This window comes from Kitasatospora sp. NPDC036755, assembly GCF_040636595.1.
Taxonomy (GTDB): Bacteria; Actinomycetota; Actinomycetes; order Streptomycetales; family Streptomycetaceae; genus Kitasatospora.
This window is the reverse complement of sequence record NZ_JBEZUT010000072.1, coordinates 13,227-30,068: the sequence shown is the minus strand read 5'-3', so window position 1 is coordinate 30,068 and position 16,842 is coordinate 13,227. Positions and strand designations below refer to the sequence as shown.

Genomic DNA, 16,842 nt, shown 5'->3' with positions numbered 1-16,842 from the left:
GTGGGGGGGGGTGGTGGGGGGTGGGGGGCCCCGCGCCGCCCCCCCCCCCAACCCTCCCCCCCGTCCGGTTCCTAGGACACGCCCTGGCGGCTCTCGTAGTGGCTCGGGCGGCCGTCGCGCAGCACCAGGCGGCCGAGTCGTGCGGCCTCCTCGCTGCGCAGCAACTCCCGCTCACCGTGGGAATGCTGGAGCACCGCGGAGTGCCAGGGCGTGGTCCAGGAGTCAGCCGCGGCCAGCAGCCGGATGCCGAACTTGGAAGCCCCGGCCGGCTGCGGGTGGATCGAGAGCCGGACGGCGCGCGGGTGGTGTTCGGCGATCAACTCGCCCCAGGCCCGGCTGCGCTGGATCACGCCGTAGGCGCGGCGGCGGCACTCCCGCTGAAGGGCGGAACGGGTGCCGGTGAAGCCGACGGTGTCCTCGGTGAGGAAGCGGGTGATGCCCCGGTAGAGCCGCAGGGTCTCCTCCTCGGTCAGCACCTGTTCGCGCAACTCCTCGACGCTCGGCGCGTACCGGGCGTGCACCCGGGAGCGCTTCTCGTCGTACGGGAGGTCGCCGAGGACGGCCCGCAGGTCGAAGGTGTCGAGATGGGTGAGGCCCTCGCGGGCGATCATGGCGGTCAGGGCGTCCGAATAGGCGTCTATGTGGTCGTCCGGGACGTTGATCAGGTCGCCGAAGACGTGGCCGTCGGAGCAGATCAGGATGCGGGCGCCGGGTGCGTGCAGGCGGCCGATCTCGGCGCACAGCCCGTCGAGGAAGGTCAGCGACAGCCGTTCGCCCTCGTCGGGCAGGTGGCCTAGCACCTTCGCCGGGTTCGGCGACTTGCAGGGGAAGCCGGGCAGGGACAGCACGATCGGTTCGCCGGCGGCGATGAAGTCCGCCAACTGTGCCAGCTGGACCGGGAAGTGCTCCGGGCGGGCGTCGAACTCCGGGTCCGAGGCGCGCCGGTGCGGCAGCAGCAGGCCGAGGACGCGGGCGGCGAGCCGCTCGGCCGAGGGGCGGTCCTGGAAGGCCGTCATGCCGGGGGTGGCGGCGCTGCCGGTGATGCCGGCAAGGACGGCAGGGACGACAGGGACGGCAGGGGTGGCAGGGGTGGCAGCGGTGGCGGGCGGCGCGGGGGTGGCGGCAGGGGCGGTGCCGACGGGCGGCATGGTGGGTCCTCCACGGAAGGCGGTTCGGTACGGGCTGCGGACGGGACGGGCGGAGGCGGCTGCTCCGGTCGCCCGGGAGCGGTCAGCGGCGGCGGTCGTAGGCGACCGGCAGCCGGTTCACCCCGCGCGCCAGGACGGCGGGGATCCAGGCCAGGTCCGCCAGGCCGTCGCCGGGCACCTCGGCCGGGCGCAGGCCGGGCAGCCGGGTGAGCAGGGTGGCGAGCGCGGTCTGGAGCTCGGCCCGGGCCAGTGCGGCACCGGGGCAGTAGTGGACACCGTGGCCGAAGGCGAGGTGGGCGTTCGGCGTGCGGTCGAGGTCGAGGCCGTCGGGCTCCGGGAACTGCGCGTCGTCGCGGTTGGCGGCGCAGAGCGAGACGATCACCGAGTCGCCGGCCGGGACGGTGGTGCCGAACAGGTCGCTGTCCTCGGCGAAGAACCGCCAGGTGGTGAGCTCGAACGCGGCGTCGTGGCGGAGCAGTTCCTCCACCGCGCGGGCGATCCGGCCGGGCTCGTCGACGCCCTCGCGCAGCCGGGCGAGCTGCTCGGGGTGGCGCAGCAGGGCGACCAGCATGGTGGTGATCTGGTTGGTGACCGGCTCCTGCCCGGCGACGAGCAGCTGGAACACCATCGAGTCGAGCTCCGCGCGGCTCAACTCGCCCGCGTCATGGGCGGTCACGAGCCGTCCCAGCAGGTCCTCCTGGGCCGTCCAGCCGGGCTCCCGGCAGTCGGCGCGCTTGCGGGCGACGACATCGGCGATGTACGTCTGGAGGCCGCGCAGCCGCGCCTCGTACGCCGGGCGGCCGGGATCCTGCGGGCCGACCGGCTGGACCACCTTGCCCCAGTCCCGGTCGAAGCGCTCCGCCAACTCGGCGGGCAGGCCGATGACTTCGGCGAGCACCCGGAAGGGGTAGTGGGCCGCGAAGCCGGCCACCAGGTCCGCGCCACCCGACTCCGGCAGCTCGTCCACCAGGGCGTCGGCCAGCTCCCGGAACCGGGGGCGCAGCGACTCCACGCGGCGCGGGGCGAAGGCGTCCAGCACGAGCCGGCGCATCGAGGTGTGCTTGGGCGCGTCCTGGTGGAGCAGGTGGACCTGGAGCTGCGAGTGCTGCGGCTCGGGCATGATCGACGCGAGCCTGCGCCAATTGTCGTTGCCCAGTGCGTGGTTCTTGCCGAGCCGTGGGTCGTTGAGGGTCGCGTGGGCGGCCCGGTAGCCGGTGACCAGCCAGGCGTGGATGCCGCTCGGGAACTCCACCCGGTGCACCGGTCCGGCCTCCCGCATCCGCTGGTAGAGCGGGTAGGGGTCGCGCTTGTACGCCGGGCCGTACAGCGGGACGGGGGAGGGGAGTTCGTCGTGGCCGTACGGGCAGCGCGGGGCGTCGTCGGTGGCGGCGGCCGGTTCGGTGGTCGCGTCGGTCATCTGGGGTCCTTCGGTCCTTCGGTGCGTGGCGTGGCGTGGCGTGGCAGTGCTTGGCGTTGCGCGGGGGTGCGGGGGTGCGGGAGTGCGGACGTGGCGGGTGGTGGAGCGGTCAGGATCCGGGGCCGCGGCGGCGGTGCGGGGCGAGCAGGGCCACGGCGGTGGCCGCGACGAGGGCGGCCAGGGCGATCCCGGTGCGGGTCCCGGGGGTGTCGCGGGTCCCGGCCAGGGCGGCGGCGGTGCCGAGGGCCGGGCCGAGCGCGAAGCCGAGGCTGCGGGCGAGTTGGACGGCGGAGCCGGCGGTGGCGAGCTTCCCGGGCGGCGAGGAGGACATCACCAGGGCCTGGGTGGGACCGCCGTTGAGGCCCATCCCGGCCCCGGCGAGGGCGAGCCGCGCGGCGATCTCGGGCGCGGACCAGCCGCTGTCCAGCGGGACCAGAAGGGCGAGGCCGAGGGTGGTGACGGCAGCGCCGGTGAGGGCGGTCGGGCGGGCGCCCCAGCGGTCGGCGAGCCGGCCGCCGACCCGGCCGGCCAGCACCATGCCGAGCGGGAACGCCAGCATGGTGAGCGCGGTGGCGGTGGCGCTCTCGCCCCGGGGGCCGCGCAGGTGCTGGGCGAGCAGGTAGTGACAGGCCGCGAAACCGGCGGCGAGTGCGAGCACCGAGGCATTGGCCCTGGCCGTCCCGGCGGCCCGGAGCACCTCGGCCACCGGCCGCCCGCCCGGGCGGCGCAGCCAGAACAGGACCGGCGGTACGGCGGGCAGCAGGAGCAGCAGCCACAGTGGGGACTTCGGGGCCAGGGTGAGCCCGAGCAGGACGGCGGCCACCGCGGCGCCGATCAACGCGGCGTCGCCGAGCGACGACCGGTCGGGCGGCCGCAGCCCGCCGCGGCGCGGGGCGTGGCGCCGCACGATCAGGACGGCGGCCAGGCAGACCGGCAGCTTCACCAGGAAGATCGCCCGCCAGCCCAGGTGGTCCAGCAGCAGACCGCCGACCACCGGGCCGGTGACGGCGCCCAGCGGGCCGAGGGTCGCGGGCACGCTCATCGCCCGGCCGCGCAGCTCGGGCCGGACGGAGGTCGCGGCGAGCACCGGCATCAGGACGAAGAGCACCGCGCCGAAGGCGCCCTGGAACAGCCGGGCGGCGATCAGCCAGCCGGCCCACGGGGCGCAGGCGGCCAGCACGCTGCACAGGGCGAAGCAGCCGACCGCGAGCAGCAGGGCCGAGCGGGTGCCGACCTGGTCCAGCCACCGACCGGCGGGCAACAACAGGGCGACGAGCGGGAGTTGGTATCCGAGCACGGCCCACTGGGCGACCCCGGGGGAGACGTGCAGGCCGGCCGAGATGTCGGTGAGCGCGAGGTTGACCACGTTCATGTCGAGCATCGTGACGAAGGACAGCAGGCCGGCGGCGACGACGAGGCTCCAGCGGTCGACCGGCTGTTGCTGACGATCCGTCAGGGGTGGGGAGGTCGGGGTGGGTTGCGCGGTCATGAAGTCCCTCCGTCTCCCGTGCTGCCGGACCGGGCTCCGCCTCGGCGGCGGGGTCCGGTACAGCAGTCGGTGGCGCGGGGGATCCGGTTCCGAACACTTGGGGGATTTCTTTTCGCGGCCGGCGGCGGCGGAGGTTGGAGAGGCCCGGGGTGGGAGGTCGGGGACGGTCGGCCGGAGGCGACTGGCGACTTTCAGCGAACAGGTGACAGATTTCGAAATCTGTCGTCTGTCATCTGTTCGCTGTCGGTCGTCGATTGTCCGCCGTCCGCCGCCCCCGTCCGTCACTCAGCAGGCGGTCGCGAGTTCCCCGGCCTCGGCGGCGCGCAGGCGTGCCACCAGTTCCTCCCGTGCCCGGGCGACCCGGGACCGGACGGTCCCGACGGGGCAGCCGGCGACCTCGGCCGCCTCGGCGTAGCTCAGGCCGACCACCTGGGTCAGCACGAAGGCCTCCCGCCGCTGGGCGGGCACCCGGTCCAGCAGGTCGTCCAGCGCGATGCCGTCCTCGAAACCGGCCGTCGGCGCTCCGCCCTGTCGCTCCGCCGCCTCCTGCCAGTCCGGCAGCGCCGCACAGCGCGGGCGGGAGGCCGCCATCCGGTACCGGTCGATCACCGTGCGCCGGGCGATCGACAGCAGCCAGGTGCGGGCCGAGGAGCGTCCCGCGAACGAGGGCAGGCCGCGCAGCGCGCGCAGGAAGGTCTCCTGGGCGAGGTCGTCGGCGGACTGCACGTCGGTCAGGTGGGCGACGAAGCGCCAGACGTCCCGCTGGGTCGCCCGGACGAAGGCCTCGACGTCGGCGGCCCGCCCGGAGCGGGCGGTCAGTGCCAGGGCGGTGAGCTGTTCGTCATCCACGGCGGCCCCCCACCCGGCCGGTCCCGGCGCCACGGCCGTGCGGGACGATGGTCGTATGAGATGCGCGCAGTTCCGTACCGCTCTGTCCGCCCGGCTCGACGGTGAACCGAGCGGTCTGCCGGAGGTCCGGCTGGACAAGCACGTCGCGCGCTGCGCCGGTTGCCGGGACTGGCTGACCCGGGCCGAACGGCTGCGCGGTCGGGTACGGGCGGGCGCCGCCGACGGGCCCTCGCCCGAGTGGTCGGCCGGGCTGCTCGCCCGCCTGGGCGAGGACCGGCCGGGAGGCCGCGGTCCGGACGACCCGCGAGGCGTCGAACGATAGGCGGAGTGGACGGGTCGGGCGCGTCCGGAGGGGCGTGAACGGTGGGACGGGGGCGCCGGCCGGAGCCGGAGCGCCGTCGAAGTCAGACATGGGATGGTCCCGAGGGGAAAGGCGGGGGGCGGCGCCGCGCAGCGCGGCGCCGTCGGCGTCCATGGGCAGCCGCGCGGCGCGCCGGACCCCTGGGGGATTCGGCGGCGGACGCGGGCCCGCACCCTGACGGCACGACGACGCTGGGCGTGACCGTGCGGCAGGGCGACCTGCCCGCCGGGAGCGTCCCGGACGGCCGGAGGCGGCCGGGAGGATCGGGAAGAGGGCGGCGGGCGCGTCAGCAGGCGAGGGCGAACGCCGGCGGACCGCGCCGGACCACGGCATGCGTCAGCAGCACCGAACGCGTCGGCCGGGCCCGGTCGGCGGCCGGGCGGGGCGGCGTGGGCGCCCGGTAGCCGAAGGGGCGCGCGAAGAGCGCCAGCAGCGGGAGCGGCAGCGCCCCCGCCACCACCGCGCCGAGCGCGCCCAGCAGCTCGAAGAGCCGGACCAGCGCCGCGTCACCGCGCCAGAGCAGGAGCGCGCAGGCCAGCGCGGCGAGCACGTGGGCGGCGGTCATCCCCAGCGACATGCCGTGGGACATTCCGTGCGCCATGTCGTGCGCCGGTGCGCTCGTCGCGTCCTGCGCCGGGCCGTACGACCCGGCGCCCGGAAGGGCGCCGTGGAACGTTCCGTCGGGCATCACGTGCGGGCCGTCGGGCATCCCCGTCATCCCGGGCAGGCCCGCGTCCACGGCGGTCGTGCCCGCGCCCCCGTGGTGCGTACCCGCGATCGGCCGCAGGCTGCCGGCGCTCGGCGGGACGTCCGGATCGATGCCCGCCATCCGCGCGAGTTCGACCGGGGAGAGCCCGCCGGTTGCCCGGTCGGGGTTGCAGAGCAGGAGGGTGGCCCAGTCCGTGGTGGCGAGTCGGCCGAGGCCGCCGGGCCCTCGGGAGAGCGCCCCGGCCTGCTCGAACAGCTGGTGCAGCGCGGTCTGCGCCACGATCATCCAGAGGCTGATCACCCCGAGCCCGCGCTGCTTTCCGGCCAGCAGCCAGGTCAGTCCGAGGACCGCCCCGAAGCCGCCGGTCAGGACCGTCGGCGAGACCCCGGAGCCGGCCATGGCGACGTGCGCGGTGGCAGCCATCGCCACGCACAGCGCGGCGAAGACCGCGGCGCGCAGCAGGCGGATCCGGTCGGTCATCACGATGGCACTCATCGTCGCACTCGCTCTGCCCGGCCCGTACCGCACCCTCCGGTCTTGGCCGGTTCCGTGCCGTGAGACCATGCCCGGCCGCCCGTCCCGCGGCCTGTGCCGGCGCGGCCGGATCGCCGCTCGGCCAGGGCGCCGGCGTGGCCTTCGGCCCGGCCCGCCGTCCGGCGTGTCGGGCCGAACAACTGCTCGTACGACCATCGGGGCGGTTTGACAGCGCGACTCCCGTGCTCACTAAATGTGCACCACCCAGTACGGTGCGTATCGGGACGATGTCGTCCACAAACAGGGAGGTCCGGCCTTGGAGACCCCGACGGATACCTCGGCGCCCATTGCCGACAGTGCCAAGTCCGCCCCCGCGGAGCCGACCGTCCCACAGCAGGCGACGGGCCCGAAGCGGGCGAAGGCCCCGGCCGAGGCCGCGGAGCCCGGCGACCGGGCCCGAACCGTCGAGGCGCCTGAGGCCGTCGAGGCGTCCGAGGCCGTCGAGGCGTCCGAGGCCGCTGAACCGGCCGGAACCGGGAAGCCCGCCGGAACCACAGAGGAGGCCGAAGCCGCGAAGGCGGCCGGAGCCGCAGAACCGGTCGAAGCCGCAGAACCGGCCGGAGCCGCGGAGCAGGCCGAATCCACAGAACCGGCCGGAGCCGCGGAGCAGGCCGAATCCGCAGATCAGGCCGACTCCCCCGGATCCGCCGACCCGGTCACCGGCGACCCCGCCGAGCCCGCCGACCCCGCCAAGCCCGCCGAGCCCGCCGACGCGGCTCAGCCCTCCACTCCGCCCGCGTCCGCCGACCCCGCGTCCGCCGACCCCGTGTCGGTCGATCTCGCCGACCCCGGCTTCTGGCAGCTGCCCGCCCCCGCCCGCGCCGCCGCCTTCGCCGAGCTGCGCCGCCGCCCCGGCCCGGTGTTCTTCGGCGACCGCGCCACCGGCCGAGGCTTCCACGCCCTGGTCCGTCACGCCGACGTGGTCGAGGCCAGCCGCACGCCCGGCGTCTTCCTCAGCGGTCCCGGTGTGACCACCCCCGCCCCGGCCCGCTGGGTCCGGCTGCTGTTCGGCGACTCCATGGTCAACCTCGACGACCCCCGCCACGCCCAGCTGCGCCGGATCGTCTCGCGGGCGTTCACGCCCCGGCTGCTCGACCGGGTCGAGGAGGACGTCCGGCGGATCAGCACCGACCTGGTCGACCGGATCGAGCGGGAGCGGCCGGAGGACTTCGTGACCGCGGTCGCCGCCGAACTCCCGTTCCAGGTGATCTGCGCCATGATGGGCATCCCGGAGCGGCCGCGCCGCACCATCCTCGAACTGGTCAACCGGAGCTCCGAGGACATCGGGGTGGCCCGCCCGCTGCGCCGCGGGCTCCGGGTGCCCGGGCGCGGGCTCCGGGCGCTGGCCCGGATGCAGGGCATCGTCGCGGGGATCGGTCGCCAACGCAGGCGTCGGCCGGAGGAGGACCTGATCTCCGCGCTGGTCACCGCCGACCTGGACGGCCGTCGGCTCACCGGGCGCGAACTGGGCGCCTTCTTCAGCCTGCTGCTGGTCGCCGGGGTCGAGACCACCCGCAACGCGCTGGCCCACGGCCTGCACCTGCTGACCGCCCACCCCGAGCAGCGCGCCCTGCTGCTCGAGGACCTCGACGGGCGGCTCGGCGGCGCGGTGGACGAGATGATCCGCCACGCCACGCCGATCATCCAGTTCAACCGGACCCTCGCCGTGGACCACGAGCTGGGCGGCGCCGGCGGCCCGCTGCTGCGGGCGGGAGAGAGGGTCGCGCTGTTCTACGGTTCGGCCAACCGCGACGAGGACGTCTTCCCCGACCCGGATGTCTTCGACATCACCCGCACGCCCAACTCCCACCTCGGCTTCGGCGGTGGCGGTCCGCACTACTGCCTCGGTGCGCACCTGGCCCGGCAGGAGATGACGGTGCTGTTCCGCGAGCTGTTCACCCGGCTGCCCGAGGCGAGGTCGGTCGGCGAGCCGCAGCTCGTCCCGTCCAGCTTCGACCACCGCGTGCGCTCGCTGCGCTTCACCTTCTGAAGCGAACGTCTTCCGAACCGGACGTCCGGGCCGCTCCGTTCCCCCGGAGCACCCGGACGTCCGGAGTGCCTAGCCGGCCGGTTCCCAGACCGCGTGGTCGTGCGCGAACAGGACCCGGCTCGGCCCGTGCCCAGCCACCCGGTCGAGCCAGGAGCGGTACCCGGGCAGCGGCGGGGCCGCACCCTCGCGTGCCGCCCGCCGGGCGAGCACCGCCTGCCCGTACTCGGAGGCGAAGTCGTAGGCCTGTCCGGCCAACAGGACCGGCCCGGTGCCGGGGCGGTCGACCAGCAGGGACTGGTGGCCCCCGGTGTGGCCGGGGGTGGGGAGCACCCGCACGCCCGGCCACACCTCGGCCTCGCCGTCCAGCTCGCGGTACTCGGCGCCGGGGAAGTCGACCAGCGCGTCGATGGTGTACCCGCCGCGCCGGGCGGTGGCCAGCTCGTCCGCCTGGACCAGGACGGGCGTGCCGGCGAACAGCGGGTTGCCGCCGCAGTGGTCGAAGTGCAGGTGGCAGTTGACCACCAGGTCGATGTCGGCGACGGCTACCCCGGCGGTGGCGAGCGCCTCCGGCAGCGGGCGGCGGACCGGACGGTAGTGCGCCTCGGTCTCCGGCTCGCCGCCACCGATCCCGGTGTCGAAGAGCAGCAGCCCCTCCGGGCGTCTGACCAGGTACGCGAGCACGGGCTCCACGCGCGGCTCCGGGCCGCCCGTCTCGGTGGCCGGCCGGATGATGTACCCCAGGTCGAGACGGCGGATCACGCGCAATTCAGCCCCCATGCCTTGTCGCAGTGCGTCGCCCTGGCCCCGTACGGGCGGCCGTGCGGGCCCCCGGTTCGCACCCTACCTGCCGACCGGCAGCCCCCGGTCGGCCTTCACCTGCTTCATCGTCAGGTGCGAGTTGACCTGTGCGATGCCCGGCAGACCGGAGAGCACGTCGGTGATGAAACGCTCGTACGCGGCGATGTCGGCGACCGCGATGCGGAGCAGGTAGTCGGGCTCGCCGAACAGCCGGTGGGCCTCCACGACCTCCGGCAGCTCGGCCACCCGGCGCTCGAACTCGGCGACCGTCACCTGGTCCTCGTGGCGCATGGTGATCGTCACGAAGGGCTGGAATCCTCGTCCGACCGCCGCGCCGTCCAGCACCGCCCGGTAGCCGCGGATCACGCCGTCCTGTTCCAGTTGGCGCACCCGGCGCAGGCAGGGGGAGGGGGTGAGGTCCACCCGGGAGGCCAGCTCGGCGTTGGTGAGGCGCCCGTCCTGCTGGAGCTCGCGCAGGATGCTGCGGTCGATTCGGTCCATGGCGCAACATTCTGCCAAAGCGCCGCTCCGACCTGCGGAAAGTCGCCATCGCGTGCCAGCCCGATCCGGCTACCTTCAGTGACCGCACCGGCTGCCGGGGCCGCCCGGCCGTGCGCCGGGGCACCCCTGGCCCACTACCGGAGCCTTCCCGGCCCACGCCGGGAGACCCCCGGCCGATCCGCCGGGCCCCACCGCGACGAGCACGACAGGCCACGCCCACGCCCATGGACACCCACGCCCTCCTCCTCTTCCTCGGAGTCGACCTGCTGCTGGTCTGCACCCCGGGCCCCGACTGGCTCTACATCGCCGCCCGGGGCCTCGGCCAGGGCCGGCGCGCCGCGCTGATCGCGGTCGGCGGGGTCTGCGCCGGGTACGCCGTCCACACCCTGCTCTCCAGCGCCGGACTGGCCGCCGCGCTGCGCGCCGTTCCGGCCGCCCTGCCCGTGCTGCGCCTCACCGGCGCCGCGTACCTGTTGGTGCTGGCCGTCATGATGCTGATGGCGCTGCGCAAGGGCGGGGGCGCCGCCGCCCTGGCGGAGCCCAAGCCGCAGCCCACCGCGACGGTGCTGCGCCAGAGCATGCTGACCGCGCTGCTCAACCCGAAGGGGCTGCTGCTCTACCTCTCCCTGGTGCCGCAGTTCGTCGACCCGGACGCCGCGCTGCCGGTCGGCGGGCAGGTGCTCGCGCTCGGCTCGCTCAACGTGCTGGCCTGCGCGGTGGTGTACGGGCTGGTCGCGTACGCCAGCGGGCGGCTCGGCGGCCGGTTCGGCGGCACCCCGCGGGCGGCCCGCCGGATGACGGTGGTCTCGGCGGTGCTGCTGATGCTGGTGGCGGGCGTCACGGCGAGCGCCTGAGAACGGGAGCACAATGCCGGGCATGACTGATCGTCGTTCGTTGCCGGCGGGATCCCCAGGAACGACCGGGATCACCGGTCAGCCCGGTACCACCGACAAGGCCGGAACCACCGGAAATCCCGGAACCACTGGCACCACCGGCACTGCCGGCACCACCGGAAATCCCGGAACCACTGGCACCACCGGCACTGCCGGCACCACCGGAGGCCCCGGACACCTCGACCGCCCGACCGCCCACGCCTGGGCGGCTCTCGGCGGACCGCCCGAGCTGCTGGAACGGGTGACCTTCCACGGCCCGGAGGACGTCCTGCCCTCCGGGCTGCCGGTGCGCCGGCTCGCCCGGGCCGCCGTGGCCGTCTGCTCGCTGGCCGCCGCCGAGCTCGCCGCCCATCGCGGCGGCGGGCCCGTCCCGGCCGTCCGGGTCGACCAGGGCGCCGTCGCCACCGCCTTCGTCAGCGAGCGGCACCTGACGGTCGACGGCCGTGCGCCCGTCACCTTCGCCCCGCACTCCGGCTTCTGGCGCACCGCCGACGGCTGGGTCCGCACCCACGCCAACTACCCGCACCACCGCTCCCGGCTGCTCGCCGTGCTCGGCCTCGCCGCCGACGCCGGGCCCGAGCAGCTCGCCGAGGTGCTCGGCAGGCTGCCGGCCGAGCGGATCCAGGAGCGCGCGTACGAGGCGGGGGCTCTCGCGGTGGCTGTCACGCCGGTGAGCGAGGCCGTGCACCCCCTCGTGGAGCACCGGGAGGTCGGCGCCCTCGCCGGAGCCGCGCCGGTGCGCCCGCTCGGCGGGTCCCCGGTGGACCGGCCCGCCGCCGGGATCAGGGTCCTCGACCTCACCCGGGTGATCGCCGGTCCCGTTGCCACCCGTACCCTCGCCCTGCTCGGCGCCGACGTCCTGCGGGTCGACTCGCCCCGGCTGCCCGAGGCCGACGACGCCCACGCCGACACGGGCTTCGGCAAGCGCTCCACCCGCCTCGACCTCGCCGAGCCGACCGACCGCGCCGCCTTCGAGGACCTGCTCGCCACCGCCGACGTCCTCGTCACCGCCTACCGCCCCGGCGCCCTCGACGTCCACGGGCTCGGCCCGGACGCCCTGTTCGCCCGCCGCCCGGACCTGGTCCTCGCCCAGCTCTGCGCCTGGGGCTGGACCGGTCCCCGGGCCGGATGGCGGGGCTTCGACAGCCTGGTCCAGGCGGGCGTCGGCATCGCCGCCCACGAGGCCGCCCCCGACGGCCGCCCCGGCGTGCTGCCCGCCCAGGCCCTCGACCACGGCACCGGCTACCTCCTCGCCGCCGCCGTCCTGCGCTCCCTCACCGACCAGCGCACCCGCCGCCCCGGCGGCCGCCACCTGCGCTTCTCCCTCGCCGGTACGGCCTCCTGGCTGCTGCACGGGATCGAACCGGAGGCACCGCGGGGGGCCTCGTCCGAGCCGTACGACCCTGCCCGGTGGCTGGCCGAGACCGACTCCGCGTACGGGCGGCTGCGCCACGCCCTGCCGCCGATCGGGTACGAGGGGGCGCCCGCCGACTGGTCGCGCCCGCCCGGGCGCTGGGGAACGGACGAGCCGGTCTGGCTCTGAGGACGCCGGGCGAACGGTGTCCGAGGCGTCTGGCAGCATCCTCGTCATGACCGCACACGCCACCGACTACACCTGGTTCGCGCAGCGCTACCCCGTCCTGGGCGAGGCCCACTGCCTCACCCAGGTCCAGGGGATCTCCGCCGACGAGCTGCTGCGCCGCTTCGACGCTCTGCCCGGCCGGGAGGTCACGGGGCTGGACGCGGTGGTCGCGGCCTGGGAGTCCTTCGAGGACGGGGAGGACGAGCAGGACGAGGAGGACGAGGAGGACGAGGAGGACGAAGAGACCGGGGATGACGAAGAGGTCGGGGAGGGCGAGGACGCCGGGGCGCTGCCCGGCGCGGCTGACGACCGCCTGTTCGTCGCCGTCACCGAGCTCGACGGCTGGGCGATCGGCGTGGAGCCGTTCGGCTACCTCGGCACCCTGGACGAGATCCTTCCCCGGCTCGGCGAGGGCACCCGGCTGGTCTCGCACTTCCGCAACTCCATGGCGGTCGACCACTTCCACTGGTGGGAGCACGGCATCCGGCGGCTCCACTTCGAGCCGCTCTTCCCGGGGCAGCGGGACGGTTCGGACGCCGAGGCCCCGGGCGTTCCCGAGCTGCTGACCGCCTGCGGTTTCGACCTGGAGACGGAGTCGCACGCGCTGTGCGGCGAGGCCGCGTTCGCACTGGCCGAGCGGCTGACCGACGTCCGGCTCGACCCGGACCGGCTGGAGTCCGCCACCTTCCGGATCGGCTACGCGCCCCGCCCGTGACCGGTTCCGGCAAGCCGTGAGGCCGTGCCCCGGCGGGACACGGCCTCGGCGCACACTCGGTGCAGTTGACGCAGGTGACGCAGCCGTCGGTGCGGTGTGTGCGGTCGGCGCGGTCGGTGCGCAGGCGGTCAGATCCCCGAGGGGATCCGCTTGGCCCGGCTGCGGACCTGGATCGCCGTCACGATCTCGATCAGGCCCAGGATCACCAGCCAGCACCCGGCCAGCACGGTCAGCGCGGCGATCGAGCCGACCGGCCAGACCATCAGCAGCACGCCCGCCAGGGTGTTCGCCACACCGGCGAAGGCCTGCCAGCCGCGGGCCGGCATCAACGGGTCGGAGATCGCGGCGGCGAGCTGGGTGATGCCGCGGAACAGCCAGCCGATCCCGATCCAGAGAGCGAGCAGCAGCAGCGACTGCACTGCGCTGCGGAAGCAGAGCAGCCCCAGCAGCACACAGATCGCGCCACTGATGAAGGCCAGGACCCGCAGAGCGGTGGTGGAGTGGGTGCCGAACGCGGCGACCAACTGGACGATGCCGATCACCAGCAGGTAGAGGCCGAACAGGACGCCCACCACCAGGAGCGTCTCCCGGGGCCAGACGAAGACCACGATCCCGAGGGCGAGCGAGGCGAGTCCGGCGACCAGCAGGACTTGCCAGGCCGCCTTGGCGAGCAGTCCGAGCGGGCCCTGGACCGGGGTGCCGTCGGGGGTGATGATCGGAGGGGCCACGGTGGCGTACTCCTCGGGCTGACGCCGGGCGACGGGTGGCCGGTGGCGTGCTGGTCGGTGACGACGCAGGACGGGCGGGGGCGGGTCGGCCGGCTGACGGGCAGGGAACGAACCCCAGCCTCTCCGCGCCACCGTGTGGCCGCGCGCCGGATACGGCCGTTCGGGTGATCCGCCGCAGTCGCCGGAATGTCATCCCCCGGACACTCGGCGCCCATATCGTCGGCCAGTATGACTTCTGAAGGGTGGGGGACCCCTCCGGTCGAGCCGATCAGCCAGCACTACATCGTCTGCGGGGGCAACGCGCTGGCCCACCGACTGGTCCGGGAGCTCGTCGAGCACTACGAGGTCCCGGTCGTCGTCCTGGTCGCCGACCGAACCCGTGACCACGCGCCGCAGATCGAGCAACTCTCCGGCGTCGCCGCGGTCGTGGAGTACGCGAGCGTCACCGAGGAGGCGCTGCGCGCGGTGTCCATCGGCACCGCGCGCGGTCTCGCCCTGGTCGAGGGGAGCGACCAGGAGAACATCCACGCCGCGCTCAGCGCCCAGAACCACAACCCGGACATCCGCATCGTGTTCCGGATGTTCAACCAGCGGCTCGGCGAGAACATCGAACGACTGCTCAAGAACGGCGCCGCGCTCTCCGGCTCCGCCACCGCCGCTCCGGCCTTCGCCTCCGCGGCGCTCGGTCGACCCAACTCGGTGGAGATCGAAGGGCGTTACCTGCACATCGCGTTCGACGACGACATCACCTCGGACCGGATCTGCGTGGTCGCCGACCAGATCGACCGTCAGGACCTCAGCAGGATCCGGCTGCTGCCCGAGCAACAGGGCGGCGACTCCGCCGAATTCGTCCGGCTCGCAAGCGAGTTCGGAGACGACGGACCCGTTCGCCCCGGCGGCATCCGGCGCGAGCCGGTGGTTCCGGCCGAAGCGGATCCGGCGGAGGAACCCGGCGGCCGGGCCGCGCTCCAGGCGCTGAGGATCGAGCCCAGGGAGCCGATCGACTGGCGACGGCGGCTACGCTGGCGGCTGCTGGACACCATGCGCTTCTTCACCAGCGCCCGGATGCGGCTGGTGCTGCTCACCGCCCTCGTGGCGGTACTGCTGGCCTTCGGCGTGCTCTGGTACCTCAACCGGAACTTCGGCTGGACCGTCTACATCGCGCTGCTCGACCTGGCCGGCGCCGCCCAGCCGGACCAGCCGGGCGACATCGCCGCAGGGACGGGCACCGGAGGGTTCTGGCAGCGGGTCGCGCAGGTGGTGATCACGATCTGCGGGATCACCTTCGCGCCGGTCGCCACCGCCATCGCGGTCGAGGTGCTGGGCTCCGGGCGGCGTGGGCAGCCGCGCAACCCCGGGGCGGGCACCCGGGACCACGTGATCGTCGTCGGCCTCGGCAACGTCGGGACCCGGGTCGCGACCCAGCTCCACGACATGGGCGTGCCGGTGGTCTGCATGGAGCGGGACCCGCAGGCGCGCGGCATCGCCGCCGTGCGGGCGCTGGGAATCCCGGTGGTGCTGGGCGACGGCCCGTTCGAGCAGCAGCTGCGCCGGGCCCGGCTGAAGCACAGCCGGGCCCTGGTGGCGGTCAGCGGGGACGACGCCACCAACCTGGAGGCGGCCCTGGAGGCGCGCCACGGGAATCCGGGGGTCCGGGTGGTGGTGCGGCTGTTCGAGGACGACTTCGCCGGCCACTTCTACAAGACCCTGGACAACGCGGCCTCCCGGTCGGTGTCCTACCTGGCGGCGCCCGCCTTCGCGGCCGCGCTGATGGGGCGTGAGGTGCGCGGGACGCTGTCGGTGCTGCGGCACGTGCTGCTGATCGCCGAGCTGAAGGTGGCGGACGGCAGCGGGCTGATCGGGCTGAACCGGCACGACCTGGAGGACCCGGGCGGCGTCCGGGTGATCGCCCTGCGCTTCGCCCACGGCGGCTCGCTGCAGTGGAACTTCCCCGACCGCACCCGGCGGCTGGCCCCGGGGGACCAGATCGTGGTGGCCGCCACCCGCAGCGGGCTCGCCCGGCTGAACACGGCGGCGGTGGCGGAGGACTGAGCCGGTAACCGGGTCGGCCACGCAGGCCGGGGCGGCCGGGGCGGCCGGGGTGGCCGGATCGGCCGGTCCCGGTCCCGGCGGCGTGTTCAGCCGGGCGACGCCGGACAACTGGCGGATGACAGTCGACGGATGACAGAGTTCAGCTGACAGATTTCAACATCTGAAATCTGTCAGCTGAACTCCGTCGGCGATGCGTCAGCGGTTGGTGAACTCCGGCGGGCGCTTCTCGGCGAAGGCCGCCATGCCCTCCTTCTGGTCCGCGGTGGCGAAGGCGGCGTGGAAGAGCCGGCGCTCGAAGCGGACGCCCTCGGCGAGCGTGGTCTCGAAGGCGCGGTTGACGCTCTCCTTCATCATGATCGCCGCGGGGGTGGACATCGCCGCGATGGTCCCGGCGGTGGCCAGCGCCTCGGACAGCAGCTGGTCCGCCGGGACGATCCGGGAGACCAGCCCGGCCCGCTCGGCCTCCTCGGCGCCCATCATCCGGCCGGTCAGGCACAGCTCCATGGCCTTCGCCTTACCGACCGCCCGGGTCAGCCGCTGCGAGCCGCCGATGCCGGGGATCACCCCGAGCTTGATCTCCGGCTGCCCGAACTTGGCGGTGTCCGCCGCGAGCAGGACGTCGCACAGCATCGCCAGCTCGCAGCCGCCGCCCAGCGCGAACCCGGCCACCGCCGCCACCACCGGCTTGCGCAGGGCACCGAGCCGGTCCCACGGGCCCAGCCAGTCGTCCAGGTAGACGTCGGGGAACCGGTTGCCCTGCATCTCCTTGATGTCGGCGCCGGCCGCGAAGGCCTTCTCCGAGCCGGTGATCACCAGACAGCCGATCTCCGGGTCCCGGTCGAAGGCCGTCGCGGCGGCGACGACCTCGTTCATGAGCTGGGTGTTGAGCGCGTTGAGCGCCTTGGGCCGGTTGAGCGTGATCAGCCCCACCCGGCCCTTGCGCTCGACCAGGATCGTCTCGTAGGTCTCGGTCTCGGTCATCGCCGTCGACTCCCATTTCCGCTGCTCGGCGCCCGTGGGCGCGCCCTGACCACCCAACGATCTACGACGCGCCCCGCCTCGCGCCAGTCTTGGTA

At 74.6% G+C, this 16,842-nt stretch carries 15 protein-coding genes; 6 read left to right on the top strand and 9 right to left on the bottom strand.

Going from position 1 to position 16,842, the window contains the following annotated elements:
• Nucleotides 1-71: 71 nt before the first annotated feature.
• The 4 genes from AB0E96_RS13790 to AB0E96_RS13775 form a co-directional block, all read right to left on the bottom strand.
• Complete coding sequence (locus AB0E96_RS13790; protein WP_359822561.1) at nucleotides 72-1,016, bottom strand: isocyanide synthase family protein; 945 nt, start codon at nucleotides 1,014-1,016, stop codon at nucleotides 72-74.
• A gap of 214 nt (nucleotides 1,017-1,230) precedes the next feature.
• Nucleotides 1,231-2,565, bottom strand: coding sequence for a cytochrome P450 (locus AB0E96_RS13785; protein ID WP_359822556.1), 1,335 nt, complete (start codon nucleotides 2,563-2,565; stop codon nucleotides 1,231-1,233).
• A gap of 109 nt (nucleotides 2,566-2,674) precedes the next feature.
• Nucleotides 2,675-4,054, bottom strand: a complete 1,380-nt coding sequence (locus tag AB0E96_RS13780; protein ID WP_359822553.1) for an MFS transporter — start codon at nucleotides 4,052-4,054, stop codon at nucleotides 2,675-2,677.
• Nucleotides 4,055-4,339: 285 nt separating this feature from the next.
• Nucleotides 4,340-4,903 (bottom strand): sigma-70 family RNA polymerase sigma factor, encoded by a 564-nt coding sequence (locus AB0E96_RS13775; RefSeq protein ID WP_359822551.1) that lies wholly within the window; start codon nucleotides 4,901-4,903, stop codon nucleotides 4,340-4,342.
• A 55-nt stretch (nucleotides 4,904-4,958) separates the two neighbouring features.
• Here AB0E96_RS13775 and AB0E96_RS13770 point away from each other — a divergent pair, with 55 nt between their 5' ends.
• Nucleotides 4,959-5,225, top strand: coding sequence for a zf-HC2 domain-containing protein (locus tag AB0E96_RS13770; RefSeq protein ID WP_359822549.1), 267 nt, complete (start codon nucleotides 4,959-4,961; stop codon nucleotides 5,223-5,225).
• 325 nt (nucleotides 5,226-5,550) lie between these two features.
• Here AB0E96_RS13770 and AB0E96_RS13765 read toward each other — a convergent pair whose 3' ends face one another.
• Nucleotides 5,551-6,468: a hypothetical protein gene (locus AB0E96_RS13765; protein ID WP_359822546.1), complete on the bottom strand. Its 918-nt coding sequence runs from the start codon at nucleotides 6,466-6,468 to the stop codon at nucleotides 5,551-5,553.
• Nucleotides 6,469-7,273: 805 nt separating this feature from the next.
• Between AB0E96_RS13765 and AB0E96_RS13760 the strand changes: the two genes are divergently transcribed.
• Nucleotides 7,274-8,497: a cytochrome P450 gene (locus tag AB0E96_RS13760; protein ID WP_359822559.1), complete on the top strand. Its 1,224-nt coding sequence runs from the start codon at nucleotides 7,274-7,276 to the stop codon at nucleotides 8,495-8,497.
• A gap of 69 nt (nucleotides 8,498-8,566) precedes the next feature.
• Here the strand turns inward: AB0E96_RS13760 and AB0E96_RS13755 are convergent, their stop codons facing one another.
• Nucleotides 8,567-9,274, bottom strand: a complete 708-nt coding sequence (locus AB0E96_RS13755; protein WP_359822544.1) for an N-acyl homoserine lactonase family protein — start codon at nucleotides 9,272-9,274, stop codon at nucleotides 8,567-8,569.
• A gap of 63 nt (nucleotides 9,275-9,337) precedes the next feature.
• On the bottom strand, nucleotides 9,338-9,796 hold the full coding sequence (locus tag AB0E96_RS13750) for an Lrp/AsnC family transcriptional regulator (RefSeq protein WP_359822541.1): 459 nt from the start codon (nucleotides 9,794-9,796) through the stop codon (nucleotides 9,338-9,340).
• Between the two features lie 224 nt (nucleotides 9,797-10,020).
• Between AB0E96_RS13750 and AB0E96_RS13745 the strand changes: the two genes are divergently transcribed.
• Genes AB0E96_RS13745 through AB0E96_RS13735 form a run of 3 tightly spaced genes read left to right on the top strand, consistent with a single transcriptional unit; the run spans nucleotide 10,021 to nucleotide 12,986 of the window.
• Entirely contained in the window at nucleotides 10,021-10,650 is a 630-nt protein-coding gene (locus AB0E96_RS13745) for a LysE family translocator (RefSeq protein WP_359822539.1), read from the top strand.
• A 22-nt stretch (nucleotides 10,651-10,672) separates the two neighbouring features.
• Nucleotides 10,673-12,232 carry a CoA transferase gene (locus AB0E96_RS13740; RefSeq protein WP_359822537.1) on the top strand — a complete coding sequence of 520 codons (1,560 nt, stop codon included), beginning with the start codon at nucleotides 10,673-10,675 and terminating at the stop codon, nucleotides 12,230-12,232.
• Nucleotides 12,233-12,278: 46 nt separating this feature from the next.
• Nucleotides 12,279-12,986 carry a DUF6461 domain-containing protein gene (locus AB0E96_RS13735; protein WP_359822535.1) on the top strand — a complete coding sequence of 236 codons (708 nt, stop codon included), beginning with the start codon at nucleotides 12,279-12,281 and terminating at the stop codon, nucleotides 12,984-12,986.
• Nucleotides 12,987-13,114: 128 nt separating this feature from the next.
• Here the strand turns inward: AB0E96_RS13735 and AB0E96_RS13730 are convergent, their stop codons facing one another.
• The gene (locus tag AB0E96_RS13730) at nucleotides 13,115-13,714 is read right to left on the bottom strand and encodes an HdeD family acid-resistance protein (protein ID WP_359822533.1); all 600 of its coding nucleotides are present in this window, start codon (nucleotides 13,712-13,714) and stop codon (nucleotides 13,115-13,117) included.
• Nucleotides 13,715-13,942: 228 nt separating this feature from the next.
• Here AB0E96_RS13730 and AB0E96_RS13725 point away from each other — a divergent pair, with 228 nt between their 5' ends.
• Entirely contained in the window at nucleotides 13,943-15,766 is a 1,824-nt protein-coding gene (locus AB0E96_RS13725) for an NAD-binding protein (RefSeq protein WP_359822531.1), read from the top strand.
• Nucleotides 15,767-15,961: 195 nt separating this feature from the next.
• On the opposite strand, the gene AB0E96_RS13720 is transcribed toward AB0E96_RS13725, so the two are convergent.
• Nucleotides 15,962-16,747, bottom strand: coding sequence for an enoyl-CoA hydratase (locus AB0E96_RS13720; protein ID WP_359822529.1), 786 nt, complete (start codon nucleotides 16,745-16,747; stop codon nucleotides 15,962-15,964).
• Between the last annotated feature and the right edge of the window lie 95 nt (nucleotides 16,748-16,842).

Coding starts and splice junctions, on each gene's coding strand:
- AB0E96_RS13720 (WP_359822529.1), bottom strand. CDS start 16,747: ATGACCGAGACCGAGACCTACGAGACGATCCTGGTCGAGCGCAAGGGC.
- AB0E96_RS13790 (WP_359822561.1), bottom strand. CDS start 1,016: ATGACGGCCTTCCAGGACCGCCCCTCGGCCGAGCGGCTCGCCGCCCGC.
- AB0E96_RS13765 (WP_359822546.1), bottom strand. CDS start 6,468: ATGAGTGCCATCGTGATGACCGACCGGATCCGCCTGCTGCGCGCCGCG.
- AB0E96_RS13725 (WP_359822531.1), top strand. CDS start 13,943: ATGACTTCTGAAGGGTGGGGGACCCCTCCGGTCGAGCCGATCAGCCAG.
- AB0E96_RS13785 (WP_359822556.1), bottom strand. CDS start 2,565: ATGACCGACGCGACCACCGAACCGGCCGCCGCCACCGACGACGCCCCG.
- AB0E96_RS13745 (WP_359822539.1), top strand. CDS start 10,021: ATGGACACCCACGCCCTCCTCCTCTTCCTCGGAGTCGACCTGCTGCTG.
- AB0E96_RS13750 (WP_359822541.1), bottom strand. CDS start 9,796: ATGGACCGAATCGACCGCAGCATCCTGCGCGAGCTCCAGCAGGACGGG.
- AB0E96_RS13770 (WP_359822549.1), top strand. CDS start 4,959: ATGAGATGCGCGCAGTTCCGTACCGCTCTGTCCGCCCGGCTCGACGGT.
- AB0E96_RS13780 (WP_359822553.1), bottom strand. CDS start 4,054: ATGACCGCGCAACCCACCCCGACCTCCCCACCCCTGACGGATCGTCAG.
- AB0E96_RS13735 (WP_359822535.1), top strand. CDS start 12,279: ATGACCGCACACGCCACCGACTACACCTGGTTCGCGCAGCGCTACCCC.
- AB0E96_RS13740 (WP_359822537.1), top strand. CDS start 10,673: ATGACTGATCGTCGTTCGTTGCCGGCGGGATCCCCAGGAACGACCGGG.
- AB0E96_RS13755 (WP_359822544.1), bottom strand. CDS start 9,274: ATGGGGGCTGAATTGCGCGTGATCCGCCGTCTCGACCTGGGGTACATC.